Below are 13,822 nucleotides of genomic sequence, written 5' to 3' on the forward strand. Positions count from 1 at the left end.
AATGTTGCATCCTTATTTGCCGGAAATGCTACATTGCTAATTTCCGAAATCTGCTACATTCATTTTTCCGAAATCTGCTACATTGCTAATTTCTGAAATTTGTTGGTGCAAAGATACCGATTACAGATGGCCAACTGCATTTGGGAAAATGCTATTATAATGGTGTAGGAATAGACCAAAATAACAATTTGGCACTTTATTGGTATCGCAAAGCCGCAGACCAAGGACTTGTAAATGCTCAGACCGAGCTTGGTGATTATTACTATGGTCAGGATGGTGTCTTTCAAAGTATCGAAAAGTTGAAGCAAGCTGTTACGTGGTATAAGAAAGCGGCTGAGCAAGGCAATGATTATGCGCAATATAGTTTGGCCTATTGCTATTACAATGGCAAAGGTGTAGATACCAATTACCCAGAGGCCGTGAAATGGTATAGGAAAGCTGCTGCACAAGGCTATGACGCTGCTCTATACGAGTTGGGGCAATGCTATTATGAAGGAAATGGCGTTGCAAAGAATTATCAAGAGGCTGTGAAACTATTCAGACAGGCTATTGATAAAGGAAACGAAGATGCCCAACTGGCACTGGCAGAATGCTATCTATACGGAAGAGGAGTAAAGAAAAATCTTGACAAAGCAATTGGATTGTACCAACCTCTTGCAGACAAAGGCAATGGTAGTGCTAAAGAAGGACTAAGAAACGTAGAAGCTGCGAGAAGGGCGCCTGCGATTGATCGCGCTCAGAATCAATATTATAATACGATTGTACGTAAATATGGAGCGAAAGCAGCAAATGCTATGCTAAATGGCCGTCCTTATGTCGGAATGCCTGAGGGCGTCATCAGAGACTTTGTCTTTGTTGATGGTGATGGTATAGCATTCAATGCTTATGGCTTCTCCAGATTAGTGCAAGGTTATAAACTCTATCTGCCAACGACAAGATTAGCCATATATATTGCTGCAGGTAATATAAAGGCACCTCGTTGGATTTATTGTCAAAGGGGACGTGTATCAGCGATTAAGTGGTAAGTTTATTTTAATATTGTTAAACTCAATTTATAATATGAAGATGAAAAAGAAAATTATTAGTCTGCTAATAGCCATCATGGCTATGCTGCAAGTTCTGCCATTAATGGCTCAGAACATTCAACAAACACCCGCGGATAAGTTATTCGCACAGTATCGTGAACAATACTCACAGGAGGCTCAAGTATTAACCCTTGACAAATCTGGGATTAAAGATGTCTATAACTCAGAAGAAGCTAAAAAAGCTGAGTTCTTTATCAACCATACTCAGTCGGCTGTCGTGCTCGTTTTTTCCAATCCGAAAGCAGAACTTGTTTCAACGGCCCAACGGGATCTAAACGAATTGACAAAACAAGGTTACACCAAAAACCCGGCAGAAGAAGCAAGCTACTACTTGGTTAAGGGCGACAAGATCGTGGAACAGGTAGGCCTAGAAAAAGAGGGTGGTTCGGTTATGATCATCTTAACCAAATGCGCTTTTCCAAAGGATGAATTTGAAGACTTGAACAGCATGGCTTCAGAAGAGCAAATTCCTGCAAGCCAAAATGAGTTGGACCAAGAGATAAAGAATGGCAATTTCCCGAACAATTATTCTTCTGCTATGGTTAAAGAATGTTTGGTCGCCTATAACTGCGGTGAGATTCTGAATAATATGGTCGCAGAACAAATGGGAAGCGATATTCCTTGTAAGGAAAACACAATTTGGAAATTCGTCTCTGCTTTAAGCAAGAAAAACAAGATGGCATGCTTCGTTATGGCAATTTGGCCTCTTCTTTATGAAAGTTACCAAAACCATTATGAAGGAACCGTCTTGAATCCTTCCTTGAAGGTTGTATTGAAAAAGTTAGTCGCAATTTATTGCAAGGCGGATCCCGCCTTAAAGAGTTACAAGGATTTTCCTAAGTATTTTACTATAGATGATCAAGGCAACGTAACGCTGAATGAGCCAGACAACTGGAGCGATTCTGACTATCAGGAGACACTCTACAAGACATTGGTTGATGCTATAGAATAATAACTTGCATAATAACCATTTGATGGGCAACGCAGGCTGTCAAAACGAAGAAAAAGTTTCGTACTAATCAGATGGAATGTCATCTTATATAATTTGAAATTAAGAATTATAACCCTCAGAACGGAGTCTTAATTTCCGTTCTGAGGCAATTAAAAATAAGGATAGAATGGAATTAGAGAATCTGAAGGAGCTACAGTGTAGCATTACTCAATTGTGGCGCATGGAGGAGAAAGATTTCTCCCCATGGCTGGCAAGTCATTTGTCAGTGATCAGCGAATTAACCAATACGATTCTCCGACCAGAGAGACTTGAACAACGGGTAGGAAAATATGAAGCAGACATCGTTGCAAAGGATGCTTTGTCGGGTGTCCAAGTGGTAATCGAGAATCAGTTTGGCAAATCTGATCACGATCATTTGGGCAAGAGTATCACTTACATGTCGAACATTGGCGCTAAAATACTCATTTGGATATGTGAGGAGTTTAATGATGAGCATTTAGCTGCCATCAGAAAGCTAAATGAAGATACCAATAGCGACCTGCATTTCTTTGCCATTAGCGTCAATTGCTATAAGATTGGTGATAAGGGACTCTATGAGTTCAAATTGGAAGAAGGTGGAGACGGGCTAAATACAACGGACTGCAAGAAACTCAGCTTCTGGAAGGATGTAGAATCTCTCCTTCCTAAGCCTTTGAATGAGAAGTTTACTCCTACAAACCGGAACTATGCTGACTTTGGAAAGATCCTTTCCCAGGCAAAATTCGGCATGTCGTTTGACAGAAAAGGCGTTAGTAGAGTCTATTTTTATACTGACAATGAGCAAGATGCTCATTTGATTGCCGATAAAGTAAAGGACAGTTCTCTTCCTTTTGAAAATTCCATAGGCTCCAAGAACAACTCACTCTACTATTGGATCCTGAGAAACGAAAAGGAGAAAGATCCTCATTGGTTTGCTGATACAGCCACAAAAATATATCATCTTCTTGAAGACAAGAAATAAGATTTAAGGCAGATCGTGTACGGTCTGCCTTATTCATGCTTGCGTAAGATCTTTCGTGAAGTTCAACTTAAGTGCCTCCGGCTATCCCGTCACTGAGGAGTTTATGAAGGAGATGAACAAGCGGTGGTTCTGGCATACATAATAATGATATTATTTCCCCTCAGACCACTTACAGACCACATAGAAGTCTTAACAGCTACATAGAAATTCTAAAACACCCCAATAGATAAGAAGTTATCTGTACACTATAGTATCAAATCAAAAGCAAATGCTTATTTTTGTAGACAATATCGTTGAAGCCGACCCTGCAAAGAGCCGCCTTTTTGACCTATAGGTCTAATTTTATGTAAGTTTGCTGCTGGCAAGTCCTTAACCAACGCGGTGACTACCATTCTCTGATTGCTTTCAAGAAAGCGGAATGCATCTATGATATAACGTACCATTTCGCCCATCGCGTTCTCAAGATTGGCGACCGGACGATAGACCAAATGGTCCAGGCCGCACGCCAGGTAAGCAGAATCTCGCCGAAGGATATATCGACGGCGTGACTTCCATGGAGAACTGCTTAACCTCCGCATCTATCATGCCACCTATCAATCCGTTTTAGAAGGAAGCGGGGTAGAAGAAGAAAGCGGCCATTCTCGAAAAGATCAAAGCTATTTTCAGCAGGTCCTATGATCTCATGGGACCAGGATTATCGGACGATACCAGCGCCGAAGCTCCTAAACGGGACTGTCTGCCGTAAGCCGGTCTTGATGACCTTTCCATGGCAGCAGAAGCCAGACCAGCAAGGGGGTAGGTATGGCTGTTGGTTTTATATACGAAGGACTGGTTCTTTCGGCTTTGCGATAGAAAAGGGCAGAGAAGATTCGGGTATGCCAAAGAAAAGTTGTAACTTTGCCTGAGATAGAATCTTATGTATGACAGCAATAGACAAAGATAAAGTTTATCAGCAACTGACGGCACAGGCAAAGAGTCTGGTCGATGGTGTAGACAACGTAGTAGGGGCCTTGGGCAATGTGATAGCTCTGCTGAAAGAAGAGCTTCCATCTTTCTTTTGGGTCGGCTTCTATGTGGTCAAAGAAGGGAGCCTGCAGTTGGGACCCTTCCAAGGTCCGGTCGCCTGCTACAGCATCGAGAAGGGTAAGGGCGTCTGTGGCACTGCTTGGGAAAAGGCGCAGACACTTGTCGTTCCCGACGTGCATCAGTTCCCCGGTCATATTGCCTGCTCCTCACGCTCCAATTCCGAGATAGTCGTGCCGGTCTTCCATGGTGGAGAGGTCGTTGCCGTTATCGATGTGGACAGCGAAGACTTTGATGCCTTCGACGAGGAAGACAAACGCGGCTTGGAGACGATAGCCCAAATCGTGGCACCGCTTTTTGCCGCAGGATATTGAGAGCTTTCCTACTCTTGCTATAGTCACTAAACCTGTATGAAGAAGTTGAATATGGACATTCGCAACATCATCCGTAAGCTCAAGGACAAGATGGAGACCAGCTACAGTCTGCCTTGGCGGGAAGACTTCGGAGGGTATCTGCTCCAGCGTGGTTATCTGCTCTACCAAAATCTTTTTATCAACCGTCACTGGGGCTTCGCTGCCCAACTCACTTTCAATACCTTCATGTCCCTTATTCCTGCCTTTGCCATCATTTTCGCCATCGGCAAGGGACTGGGATTTGAGGGCTATATTCTCTCTTGGTGTAAGTATGTCTTCTCGGCTCAACCGCAAGTATACGATGCCATCGTGAGTCTTTCGGAGTCCTATATCCAATATGTTCATACACGGGTCTTTGTCATCGCCGGCATTGCCGTCATGCTTTGGAGCGTGATCAGTCTCTTCATGGATATCGAGAGCGTATTCAACGACATCTGGGGCGTCAAGGAAGACCGGCCATTGCAGAAACGGTTGATCTATTATATTGCAATTATCTTCTGTGCACCGATTGTCATCATCCTCTGCAGTTTTTTCACTATCTACAGCTACTTACTCCTCGACTATCTGCCTGTCATCCGTTTCGTCACTCCTGTCATGCACTGGGCTACAGGCATCATCGTCCCCGTGTTGCTGATGTGGCTGTTTTTCTTGTGTCTTTATACCTGCATCCCCCATACGCCCGTGCCCGTCAGGCATGCTTTGTGGCCGTCACTTTTAGCCAGCTTCTGCATCATGCTGCTCCAGATGGCCTATATCCATTTGCAGGTTCTGGTCTCGAGCTACAGCATCATCTATGGCAGTCTGGCCGCCATCCCTCTTCTCTTGTTGTGGTTGCAGATATCTTGGTACATCATCATCGGATGCGCGGAACTCACGCATGCCAATCAGGATCTGGCAATCGGCAACGTTGATAAAACCACAGAGTACACGATGAACGAGATCATCGCTCAGTGCCTCATCATCCTTGACCTGCTCATCGATCGCCAGCAGAAGGGCTATAGTCCTCTCCGCTTTACTCAGCTACAACAGCGAACCCAATTCTCCCGTCCCGTGCTCTTGCAACGTCTCGCCCGGATGGAAGCCTGCGGCATCGTCTATGCTTCACCGTCACATCACCGTCATGACAAGATCTATACACTAAGTCAAAACACGCAGGATATCCAACCCGATGTAGTCGTTGCCCGACTGATGAACTCTCGTTTGGGTGATGATGGCCGTCGGGTCACCGATGCGAAGATCCGTGAGAAGATAAAGACTTTAAAGATCCATATAGATAGGTAGATAGCGCTCCACCGTTTAAGTGCGCTATCGCGTAATACCCGGTCTTAAATAAATGACTTTCTATATGTGATTTTAATTCTTGCTTGGTAGCATGTCATACACATATAATATATAATATAGTCAGACTCAGAAATTTTATTATTTACTGCTGTTCATAAACTATTCAGGGAATGCTGGCCGAAAAGAATCCACTGAATAGTTACTAACAAAAAAGAATTGGTTAATGCGTGTTAAAGTTGATTTGCAGCGCATTAGTGTTCTTGCAATTCCTACCAAACGGTAACCATAAGACTGGAAAGTAACCTCTTGCAGGATATTGGATTAATGCCTATCTTTGCACTCGCAAACGGGGATCAAGACCCAGACAAATGAGTTGGAGAATCCCTTACGGTAAGAAACATAATATTCACAATAAGCAAAAGAAAGGAAAACAGATTATGGCAAATGTAGTTTTAATCGGTGCGACAGGATTCGTAGGTTCAGCAGTTCTCAACGAGCTGCTCTCTCGTGGTCATAAGGTGACGGCAGTGGTGCGCAATGCCGCCAAGCTGCCCAAGAACGACAACCTCACAGCCGTGGAGGAGGATGTGGCCAACGTGGACGCTATCGCCAACATCGCAAAAGGCAAGGATGCCGTCATCTCGGCCTATAACCCTGGATGGAACAATCCACAGATGGGCAAGATCAATGATGAGAATTATCCCAAGATTGTGGAGGCCGTGAAGAAGAGTGGCGTAAAGCGTCTGCTCATTGTCGGCGGTGCCGGCACACTGTTTGTCAAGCCTGGTGTGCGTGTAGTGGATACAGGTGTTATCCCCGACGCGATCATTGATGCGGTCCGCTCTTTGGGCAACTTCTATCTCAACTACCTCACCAAGGAACACGACCTCGACTGGGTGTTCTTCTCTCCCGCCGGTGCTTTCGAAGATGCTGACAAAGGCAAGCGTACGGGCAAGTTCCGTTTGGGCAAGGACGACCTCATCGTGGACTCTGCCACAGGCACGAGCCATATCTCCGTACAGGACTATGCCATAGCCATGGTCGACGAGTTGGAGAAGCCTGCCCACCACAAGGAGCGCTTCACCATCGGCTACTAACTTGCGTTTTGCAAAAGCAGTAATCATTTGCAGGGGTGGTCTGACTGGTTTTAGTTCCTGCCCATCCCTTCCTTGAACCTTTCTAAAAGCATCTGGGCCAACGCGTTCTTTGGGTTGAGCTTCAGCGCCTCGTCGAAGCTGTCGAGGGCTTGACGGTAGTAGCGCGGTCCGTTTTGTTGTGGGTTGGTCACGATGATGGCTGTGTAGTAGAAGCCGTGGAGCGTGGCGAGGTCAGAGCGGTCGGCAGCTTTGGTGGGCTGCAGAGTCTCGATGCGTTGGATCATGCGCTGTGCCTCGTCGATATACTGCTGTGCCTTGCTGTTTTGAGGTTGCTCACAGACTGTACCGAGCAAGAGCATAGCCTGCTGGTATTTCGGTAGGATGCTGTCGGGCTGCATGGCTTCCAAGCGTTGCAGCGAGGCGAGTTGCTGCTCCATCGTGGGCTGACTCTGCTGAGCGTGGAGACTGAGGAGAGACACAACGAGGAGGACGAGGATTGTCATGCGACGGCTGACGGTGGAAGCTAGTACCTTAGAAATTTGCGATGTCATAAGCTTTATTACTTTTTAGTGAAACAAAAATTCCGATATACAGAAAGCGGTCGGAGCCGTTGGTGATGGGCTTGCCGCCACGGTAGCCATAGATGTTCTTGCGTCCGAGCAGATTGCTCAGCGAAGCGTAGACGATGACGCGCTTGCTCGCAAGGCAGGTGACGCTGGCATCGAGACTATTATAATAAGGTGTGGTGCGCCTCTCGCTCTTCCGTCCCGAGGCAAACGACTCGGTGAGTCCGAGGCTGAAAATGCCAATGCCATATTTCAGCGCGAGACGCAGGTTGTGACGCGAGACGTAGGGTGGCTGCTGCTCGGTGAGGTCGTTGAGGTAGCGTCGGTGTGAGTCGTTGTAGCTGTAGCTGAGCATCGTGGTGAGGTTGGGCATCAGCGACCGGTCGTCGATGAAAAGGTCAAAGCCCCGGCTTGCGCCATAACCGTCGGCAGTGTAGCGGCCTTGATGGAGGAGCGGCAGACGGGAGTATCGCTTGTAATAAGACTCTATGCGTACGAGCGTGTTGCCATGACTGTATTGCAGTCCGGCGATGTAGTGATGGGCCAGTGAGGATCGGGATGGTGCAAGGCTACGCGCCAAGATGGTATCGGCGGGCTCTTGGGTGTAGCTTCCGGCAGAGAGCGAGAGCAGCCAGTGGCGCGCAGGATTGTAGTTGAGCAGCAGGCGGGGCAGCAGCGTGCAATGGCGGGAGAGGCTGGAATATTCCGCGCGCAGCGAGGCTTCGGCAAAGCAACCTTTGAAGAGCTTATATTGCGTCATGGCGAAGAGTGCCGGCAACAGATAGCTTTTGGAACTGTGCAGACGGTCATGGAGGCGATAGTCGAGCCACTGATAGCGGAAGAAACTCTCCATGCCAATGGTACCTTTCATCCATGTAGAAAGCGTCTTCGAGGCTTTTGTCTTGACGTGGAGCTCGCCCGTGCGGTGACAATAGCGGTCGCCATGGAGCAGTGCGTCACTGATGTCTTGCCATACCATGCCACCGGCGAGCCCCGCGAACCAAGTGATGTGTCCCTTGGCAGAGCCTTTCGCCACACTGTTGAGATAGAGGTTGTTTTCCTCAAGGCTGAGCGTCCGCCCGTCAGTGTTGAGGCTCAGCGTCGTGCGGTCAAAGCCGAGATAGCTCTTCCATACACTCGACGGAGTGGGCTGCGTCTTCCATTGTGTTTCGAATGAGAGTTGTCGGTAGGGCTTGTGCCAAGTCCAACGGTCGGGGAACAGGCGGCTGTACAATCCCAAGTCCATATAGGTGGCATTCATCGACCAGCAGCCTTGTCTTGTTGTCTTTGTTCCTCCAATGTTCCAGTCGATCAGCGAGGCGCTCACGCCCAATTTGTCCGAGACCGATGCGTCGGTAGTCTCCATGGGCAGCACCGACGACAGCGCTTGCCCATATTCCGCGTCGTAGCCTCCGAGGGAAAAGGCGATGCCCTTGAAAAGAAAAGGAGAGAAACGTCCGCGCGACGGACTGTTGGGGGCTGTAGTGGAGTAGGGTTGCAACACGTGCATGCCGTTGATATAGGTTTGGCACTCCTCGCTGCTGCCGCCTCTGACATAGAGTTTCCCATCCTCGCCAACCTTCTGTGTGCCCGGCAGACTCTGCAGTGCTGCCACGATGTCACCGCAACTGCCACCGTCGAGCACCACATCGAGGGCTCCCAGCTGTTTCAAGCCATTAGCCTGCCCGAACTGGAAGGTGCTGCCGGTGACGACGACTTCATCGATGGTGGTTGTGCGCTCATATAGCCGGATGTCGAGCGGCCCTTGGCCTTTTTGCCAATCCCGTTCCGTGTTGTCATATCCTATGCAGGTGACCATCAGCTGTGCGCTGTCGGCTTTCAACGTTGAAAAGGAGAAGTGTCCGAGCGAGTCGGTGAGGCAGCCGTCCGTCGTACCTTTGACAAAGACGTTGGCGCCGGCTATCGGATGGCGGCCATCGGTCACCGTACCCGATACCAGTTGCTGTGCATAGCCGAGGCAATGGCACGACAGCAGTAGAAGGAGTATGAGCATGTTGCGTTTCATGCCGGCAAAGTTAGCGCATGAAACGCAACGCTGCAAATTTGTGGGACAGACAGCTAACTACGGGGCTATACGTCTATGTGTCTGGACGAAATGCAAGGATTTGGGACGAATGACTAAGCAGAAAAGCCCTGGCTTTGAGCGGAAGCGCGAGGGGGGGGGTGAGACAGGCAGCGAGGGCGGCGAGTTGTAACTCGCCGAACAGAACGGAGCAGAACAATGAGTGTGGTCTTTTAACCGACAAACGAGCGCAAGGTCTTTACGTAACTTCTCGATACGGGCACTGTATGGTGCTCGTCGCCCACGGTGAGTTGGTAGCCGTTGGAGTTGCCATGGGCGGAGAGAATGTTGTTGAGGTTGATGATGAACGAGCGGTGGCATTGAAAGATGCTCTTCTCGTTGGCATCGGCAAGGACAGAGGTCAGCGTGGTGCGCAATTGTTGGTGCTCGATATGACCTTCTTGTAGGAAGTAGATGTCAACGCAGTTTTTCTGTGCTTCGGCGTAGAGAAAGTCGGACAGGGGGAGTGTGAGGTCGTTGCCACGCACCGACGTGTCGTGAAAGGTCACTGTCTCTCCGGCTTGCGCATCGGTGTCCTTAGGCAGCAGTTCAGCCAGACGTGTGCGCAACCGCCGCTGATATTCCAAGGCCACGATGGTGAGCGTGATGGGAATGCCGAAGAGCAGGGTGACATAGAGATAAGCCAGGACGAGTTGGGGCGAGAGCGAATTGTGGAACAACAGCGTATTGACAACACTATTACTCATGCTGATACAGCAGAGCAATAGCAGAATGGCCACGCACTCATGCCACACCCGCCACGTCTTAACACGCCGCACCCAAGGTCTGAATACACACGCACCATAGCACCACGTGACGGCTACAGCCAACAAGGAGAAGCAGAGTGCCACGAAAAAGATGTTTCCTTCAAACTGACCCAGGCCAAAGGGTCTGAGAAAGAAAAGAAGGAAAAATACGATGGCACCGGCAATCAGTCCTGCCTGTAGCCAGTTGCCATTGTCGTTCTGAGGCAATGGTCTTGAGAAGAAACTTATCAACCTGTTCATGTTACTTCTTGGTCTTTACCTTCCTGTCGAACAGAAAGCTTTTCAGATGATAACTGTCATCGAAGGGCAACGGTCCGCCGATGATGTCGAAATAGGCATAGCTCAGCACGCTCGTCGTAGACCAGTGACGGCGAAGATAGCCAAGTCGCGGAGCGAAAAATGGATGTGTCGGATGTTCATGTCCGCTTGTCCATAGTCTTCCTTTTTGCAAAGATAGTGTTTTCTTTTGATAAGGCGACTCTTCTCTTGATTTTTATGTGGATTCTCTTTTTCCTGCGACTATTCACCGAAGATTTTCGACTTTAACTTGAAGTTCGGCGCAGTCTTCCCACAGTTCAAGAGAAAGGAAAGTTTTGAGGGCTTCGGTGTAGAAAAGCAGCAGCCTCCAATCTTGGAGAAGATGTACAATGAGAAGTGTTTGGTTTGGCGTGCAAACAGCTGCATCAAGATGATTTCACCAAGTTTCTTGTCAACCGCAAGGGGGAGGGGGCGTTTCTCCTCCCCCCCTTATTTTCTTGCCTCACTAGGACGTTTTTAGGAAAAACTATTGTATATTTGCATGAGTTTATTGATACTCGCAAAAACAACGATCTGTTATGAACATATTACAGGAACTGAGAAACAAGCGGCACCCCCATGTGTTGGGTGCCTTCGATATTTTCAAGTATATTGGTCCGGGACTCCTTGTTACCGTAGGTTTCATTGACCCGGGCAACTGGGCCAGTAACTTTGCCGCTGGTTCAGAGTACGGTTATGCGCTGTTGTGGGTGGTGACGCTGTCAACGATCATGCTCATCGCCTTGCAGCACAATGTGGCCCACTTAGGCATTGTCACCGGACTCTGTCTGAGTGAGGCGGCCGTGAAGTACACGCCCCGGTGGGTGGGTCGCCCCATCGTGGTGAGTGCAGTCTTGGCGAGTATTTCCACGTCGTTGGCCGAGATCCTTGGTGGAGCCATCGCCTTGCAGATGCTTTTCGGCATCTCCATTCCGGTAGGCGCGCTATTGGTGACCATTGCTGTGCTCATCCTGCTGTTTACCAACTCTTATAAGAAAATAGAGCGTGCGGTCATCGGTTTTGTATCCATTATCGGATTGTCGTTTATCTATGAACTCTTTTTAGTGCATGTCGACTGGGGCGAGGCGGCACGTGCCGCAGTGGTGCCCTCGGTGCCGCAAGGCTCCCTGCTCATCGTGATGAGCGTTCTCGGTGCCGTGGTCATGCCCCACAATCTTTTTCTCCATTCCGAGGTGATACAGAGCCGCGAGATCAACCTCAAGGGCGATGAGCGTATCCGCCACATGCTCAAATATGAGTTTGCCGACACGCTCTTCTCCATGCTCGTCGGCTGGGCCATCAACTCTGCCATGATCCTCTTGGCTGCCTCGACGTTCTACACCCATGGTGAACATGTCGATGATTTGGCGCAGGCCAACGCCATGCTGGCACCGCTCTTGGGCAGCAACGCTTCCAACATCTTTGCACTGGCACTGCTCTTAGCCGGCATCTCCAGTACCATCACCAGTGGCATGGCAGCCGGTAGTATCTTTTCGGGGCTCTTCAGTGAGTCGTACAATGTCAAAGACCCTCACTCGGTAGTAGGCGTGGTGCTTTCGTTGGGCATAGCCTTACTGATCATTTTCTTTATTGGCAATCCTTTCCAGGGACTGATCATCTCGCAGATGGTGCTGAGCCTGCAACTGCCGTTCACCGTGTTCTTGCAAGTGAGTCTCACCTCATCGAAGCGTGTCATGGGCAAATACGTCAACAAGCCGTGGAACACGGCTTTCCTCTATAGCCTGGCAGGTATCGTTACTGTTCTAAATATCTGGCTTCTCGTCTCATCTTTGGCGTGAGGTACATGAGCAATATATTATAAATATATGAGTAGAAACCAACAAATCATTCGTACAAGTTTGGTGGGCATTGCCGCCAACCTCTTCCTTGCCGCCTTTAAAGCCGTGGCAGGGTGGATAGCTGGGTCGGTGGCTATCATCATGGATGCGGTCAACAACCTCAGCGATGCACTCTCGTCTGTCATTACCATTGTCGGCACAAAACTCTCAGAGAAACCCGCCGACCGCGTCCATCCTTTTGGTTACGGTCGTGTGGAATATTTCAGTGCCATCATTATCTCGGTTATCGTCCTTTCCACGGGTATTCTCTCTTTGGTGGAGAGTGTAAAGAAGATTTTCGATCCCACCAATCCTTCCTACACCGCTGTCACGCTTACAATTATAATTGTGGCCATCGTGGTTAAACTCGTCTTGGGTTGGTATGTGAAGAAGCAGGGCCGCCAGTTACAGAGCAACGCCTTAGAGGCCAGCGGTGCTGATGCCACTTTCGATGCCGTAGTGACGCTCTCCACGCTTGTCTCCGCCGGTATCATGCTTTTTACAGGGGTCAACCTTGATGGCATTCTCGGCTCAATCATCTCGCTTGTCATCATCAAGGCTGGCATAGAGATGATTGGAGCACCTGTAGGCCAGCTGCTCGGCGAGAGCATCTCGAAGGAGATGATGGTCAACATCAAGAACGATGTGAAGCAGTTTGCAGGCGTTCTCGGTGTTTACGACATTATCCTCAACTACTACGGTCCTAATGCCATCATCGGTTCGCTCCACGTCAGTGTGCCAGAATCCATGACGGCCAACCGCATTCATGGCCTCACACGGTCCATCACCAAGCTACTCTATGACAAGTATCATGTCATCGTTACGGTGGGTATCTATGCTGTTTGCGACCATGGCAAGGAGAGTGAACTGCAAAAGGGTGTGATGGTTTTCCTGAAGAGCTACCCCCATATCGAGCAGGTACATGGCTACTTCTATCTTGAGGAGAAGCGCACAGTCACCTTCGACGTGGTGCCCGACGACTCGATTCACGATGACAATGCCTTTCAGTATCAGCTCCTTCAGGCCATCCGCAAGGTTTATCCCGGCTATATATTCAACATCGTCATCGACCATATCTATTGCAAGTAAGTATCCGCAAGCCGCGGACACAAGAGGAATACGAGAAGAAGATTAAGGAGAATATCGGTGTGGTGGATAACATGAACCGTATGGTCGACAACATGCTCATGCTTACACGCGCCGATAGTTCCCACTTTCGATTGCATTCCACCGACGTAGGCATCCGTGAACTGCTCAGCGAGACGTGCAGCGCCTATTCCAATCAGATCATCCGACGTGGCATTCATATCCGGTCTGATTGGTGCCACCGTTCATTTTGATAGTTGTCCGGAAGGACCAACGACGGTAACAGTGGAGCTATAAGACTGTCCTTTCCCATATGGCATTCCTATGAGAAATG

At 48.8% G+C, this 13,822-nt stretch carries 13 protein-coding genes; 9 read left to right on the forward strand and 4 right to left on the reverse strand.

The features are described 5' to 3' along the window. The first annotated feature begins 134 nt into the window (after window positions 1–134). The 6 genes from FYJ73_RS06595 (at window position 135) to FYJ73_RS06620 (ending at window position 6,851) form a co-directional block, all read left to right on the forward strand. Window positions 135–1,025: a tetratricopeptide repeat protein gene (locus FYJ73_RS06595; RefSeq protein ID WP_336509585.1), complete on the forward strand. Its 891-nt coding sequence runs from the start codon at window positions 135–137 to the stop codon at window positions 1,023–1,025. Window positions 1,026–1,065: 40 nt separating this feature from the next. Continuing rightward, window positions 1,066–2,037: a hypothetical protein gene (locus tag FYJ73_RS06600; protein WP_154533924.1), complete on the forward strand. Its 972-nt coding sequence runs from the start codon at window positions 1,066–1,068 to the stop codon at window positions 2,035–2,037. Between the two features lie 166 nt (window positions 2,038–2,203). After that, window positions 2,204–3,037: a hypothetical protein gene (locus FYJ73_RS06605; protein WP_154533925.1), complete on the forward strand. Its 834-nt coding sequence runs from the start codon at window positions 2,204–2,206 to the stop codon at window positions 3,035–3,037. A gap of 920 nt (window positions 3,038–3,957) precedes the next feature. Further along, entirely contained in the window at window positions 3,958–4,434 is a 477-nt protein-coding gene (locus FYJ73_RS06610; RefSeq protein WP_154533926.1) for a GAF domain-containing protein, read from the forward strand. A 36-nt stretch (window positions 4,435–4,470) separates the two neighbouring features. Continuing rightward, entirely contained in the window at window positions 4,471–5,754 is a 1,284-nt protein-coding gene (locus tag FYJ73_RS06615) for a YhjD/YihY/BrkB family envelope integrity protein (RefSeq protein ID WP_154533927.1), read from the forward strand. Between the two features lie 437 nt (window positions 5,755–6,191). Then, a complete protein-coding gene (locus FYJ73_RS06620) occupies window positions 6,192–6,851 on the forward strand; it encodes an NAD(P)-dependent oxidoreductase (RefSeq protein WP_154533928.1) in 660 nt (219 codons plus the stop codon). A 50-nt stretch (window positions 6,852–6,901) separates the two neighbouring features. Here the strand turns inward: FYJ73_RS06620 and FYJ73_RS06625 are convergent, their stop codons facing one another. From FYJ73_RS06625 to FYJ73_RS06640, 4 genes are all read right to left on the reverse strand, one after another. Next, entirely contained in the window at window positions 6,902–7,402 is a 501-nt protein-coding gene (locus FYJ73_RS06625; RefSeq protein WP_154533929.1) for a hypothetical protein, read from the reverse strand. Beyond that, window positions 7,383–9,443, reverse strand: a complete 2,061-nt coding sequence (locus FYJ73_RS06630; RefSeq protein WP_154533930.1) for a TonB-dependent receptor — start codon at window positions 9,441–9,443, stop codon at window positions 7,383–7,385. Before FYJ73_RS06630 ends, FYJ73_RS06625 begins: the two co-directional genes overlap by 20 nt. Before the next feature lie 230 nt (window positions 9,444–9,673). Beyond that, window positions 9,674–10,507 (reverse strand): LytR/AlgR family response regulator transcription factor, encoded by an 834-nt coding sequence (locus FYJ73_RS06635; protein WP_154533931.1) that lies wholly within the window; start codon window positions 10,505–10,507, stop codon window positions 9,674–9,676. 1 nt (window position 10,508) lies between these two features. Then, on the reverse strand, window positions 10,509–10,718 hold the full coding sequence (locus FYJ73_RS06640; protein WP_154533932.1) for a hypothetical protein: 210 nt from the start codon (window positions 10,716–10,718) through the stop codon (window positions 10,509–10,511). A gap of 385 nt (window positions 10,719–11,103) precedes the next feature. On the opposite strand from FYJ73_RS06640, the gene FYJ73_RS06645 reads away from it, so the two are divergent. Genes FYJ73_RS06645 through FYJ73_RS06655 form a run of 3 tightly spaced genes read left to right on the forward strand, consistent with a single transcriptional unit; the run spans window position 11,104 to window position 13,742 of the window. Next, window positions 11,104–12,363 carry an Nramp family divalent metal transporter gene (locus tag FYJ73_RS06645; RefSeq protein WP_154533933.1) on the forward strand — a complete coding sequence of 420 codons (1,260 nt, stop codon included), beginning with the start codon at window positions 11,104–11,106 and terminating at the stop codon, window positions 12,361–12,363. Window positions 12,364–12,390: 27 nt separating this feature from the next. Then, on the forward strand, window positions 12,391–13,491 hold the full coding sequence (locus tag FYJ73_RS06650) for a cation diffusion facilitator family transporter (RefSeq protein ID WP_154533934.1): 1,101 nt from the start codon (window positions 12,391–12,393) through the stop codon (window positions 13,489–13,491). Continuing rightward, complete coding sequence (locus tag FYJ73_RS06655) at window positions 13,482–13,742, forward strand: hypothetical protein (RefSeq protein ID WP_154533935.1); 261 nt, start codon at window positions 13,482–13,484, stop codon at window positions 13,740–13,742. Before FYJ73_RS06650 ends, FYJ73_RS06655 begins: the two co-directional genes overlap by 10 nt. The last annotated feature ends 80 nt before the right edge of the window (window positions 13,743–13,822 follow it).

This window comes from Hallella mizrahii (genome assembly GCF_009695775.1).
Classification (GTDB): domain Bacteria; phylum Bacteroidota; class Bacteroidia; order Bacteroidales; family Bacteroidaceae; genus Prevotella; species Prevotella mizrahii.

Coding starts and splice junctions, on each gene's coding strand:
- FYJ73_RS06600 (WP_154533924.1), top strand. CDS start 1,066: ATGAAAAAGAAAATTATTAGTCTGCTAATAGCCATCATGGCTATGCTG.
- FYJ73_RS06605 (WP_154533925.1), top strand. CDS start 2,204: ATGGAATTAGAGAATCTGAAGGAGCTACAGTGTAGCATTACTCAATTG.
- FYJ73_RS06610 (WP_154533926.1), top strand. CDS start 3,958: ATGACAGCAATAGACAAAGATAAAGTTTATCAGCAACTGACGGCACAG.
- FYJ73_RS06615 (WP_154533927.1), top strand. CDS start 4,471: ATGAAGAAGTTGAATATGGACATTCGCAACATCATCCGTAAGCTCAAG.
- FYJ73_RS06620 (WP_154533928.1), top strand. CDS start 6,192: ATGGCAAATGTAGTTTTAATCGGTGCGACAGGATTCGTAGGTTCAGCA.
- FYJ73_RS06625 (WP_154533929.1), bottom strand. CDS start 7,402: ATGACATCGCAAATTTCTAAGGTACTAGCTTCCACCGTCAGCCGTCGC.
- FYJ73_RS06630 (WP_154533930.1), bottom strand. CDS start 9,443: ATGAAACGCAACATGCTCATACTCCTTCTACTGCTGTCGTGCCATTGC.
- FYJ73_RS06635 (WP_154533931.1), bottom strand. CDS start 10,507: ATGAACAGGTTGATAAGTTTCTTCTCAAGACCATTGCCTCAGAACGAC.
- FYJ73_RS06645 (WP_154533933.1), top strand. CDS start 11,104: ATGAACATATTACAGGAACTGAGAAACAAGCGGCACCCCCATGTGTTG.
- FYJ73_RS06650 (WP_154533934.1), top strand. CDS start 12,391: ATGAGTAGAAACCAACAAATCATTCGTACAAGTTTGGTGGGCATTGCC.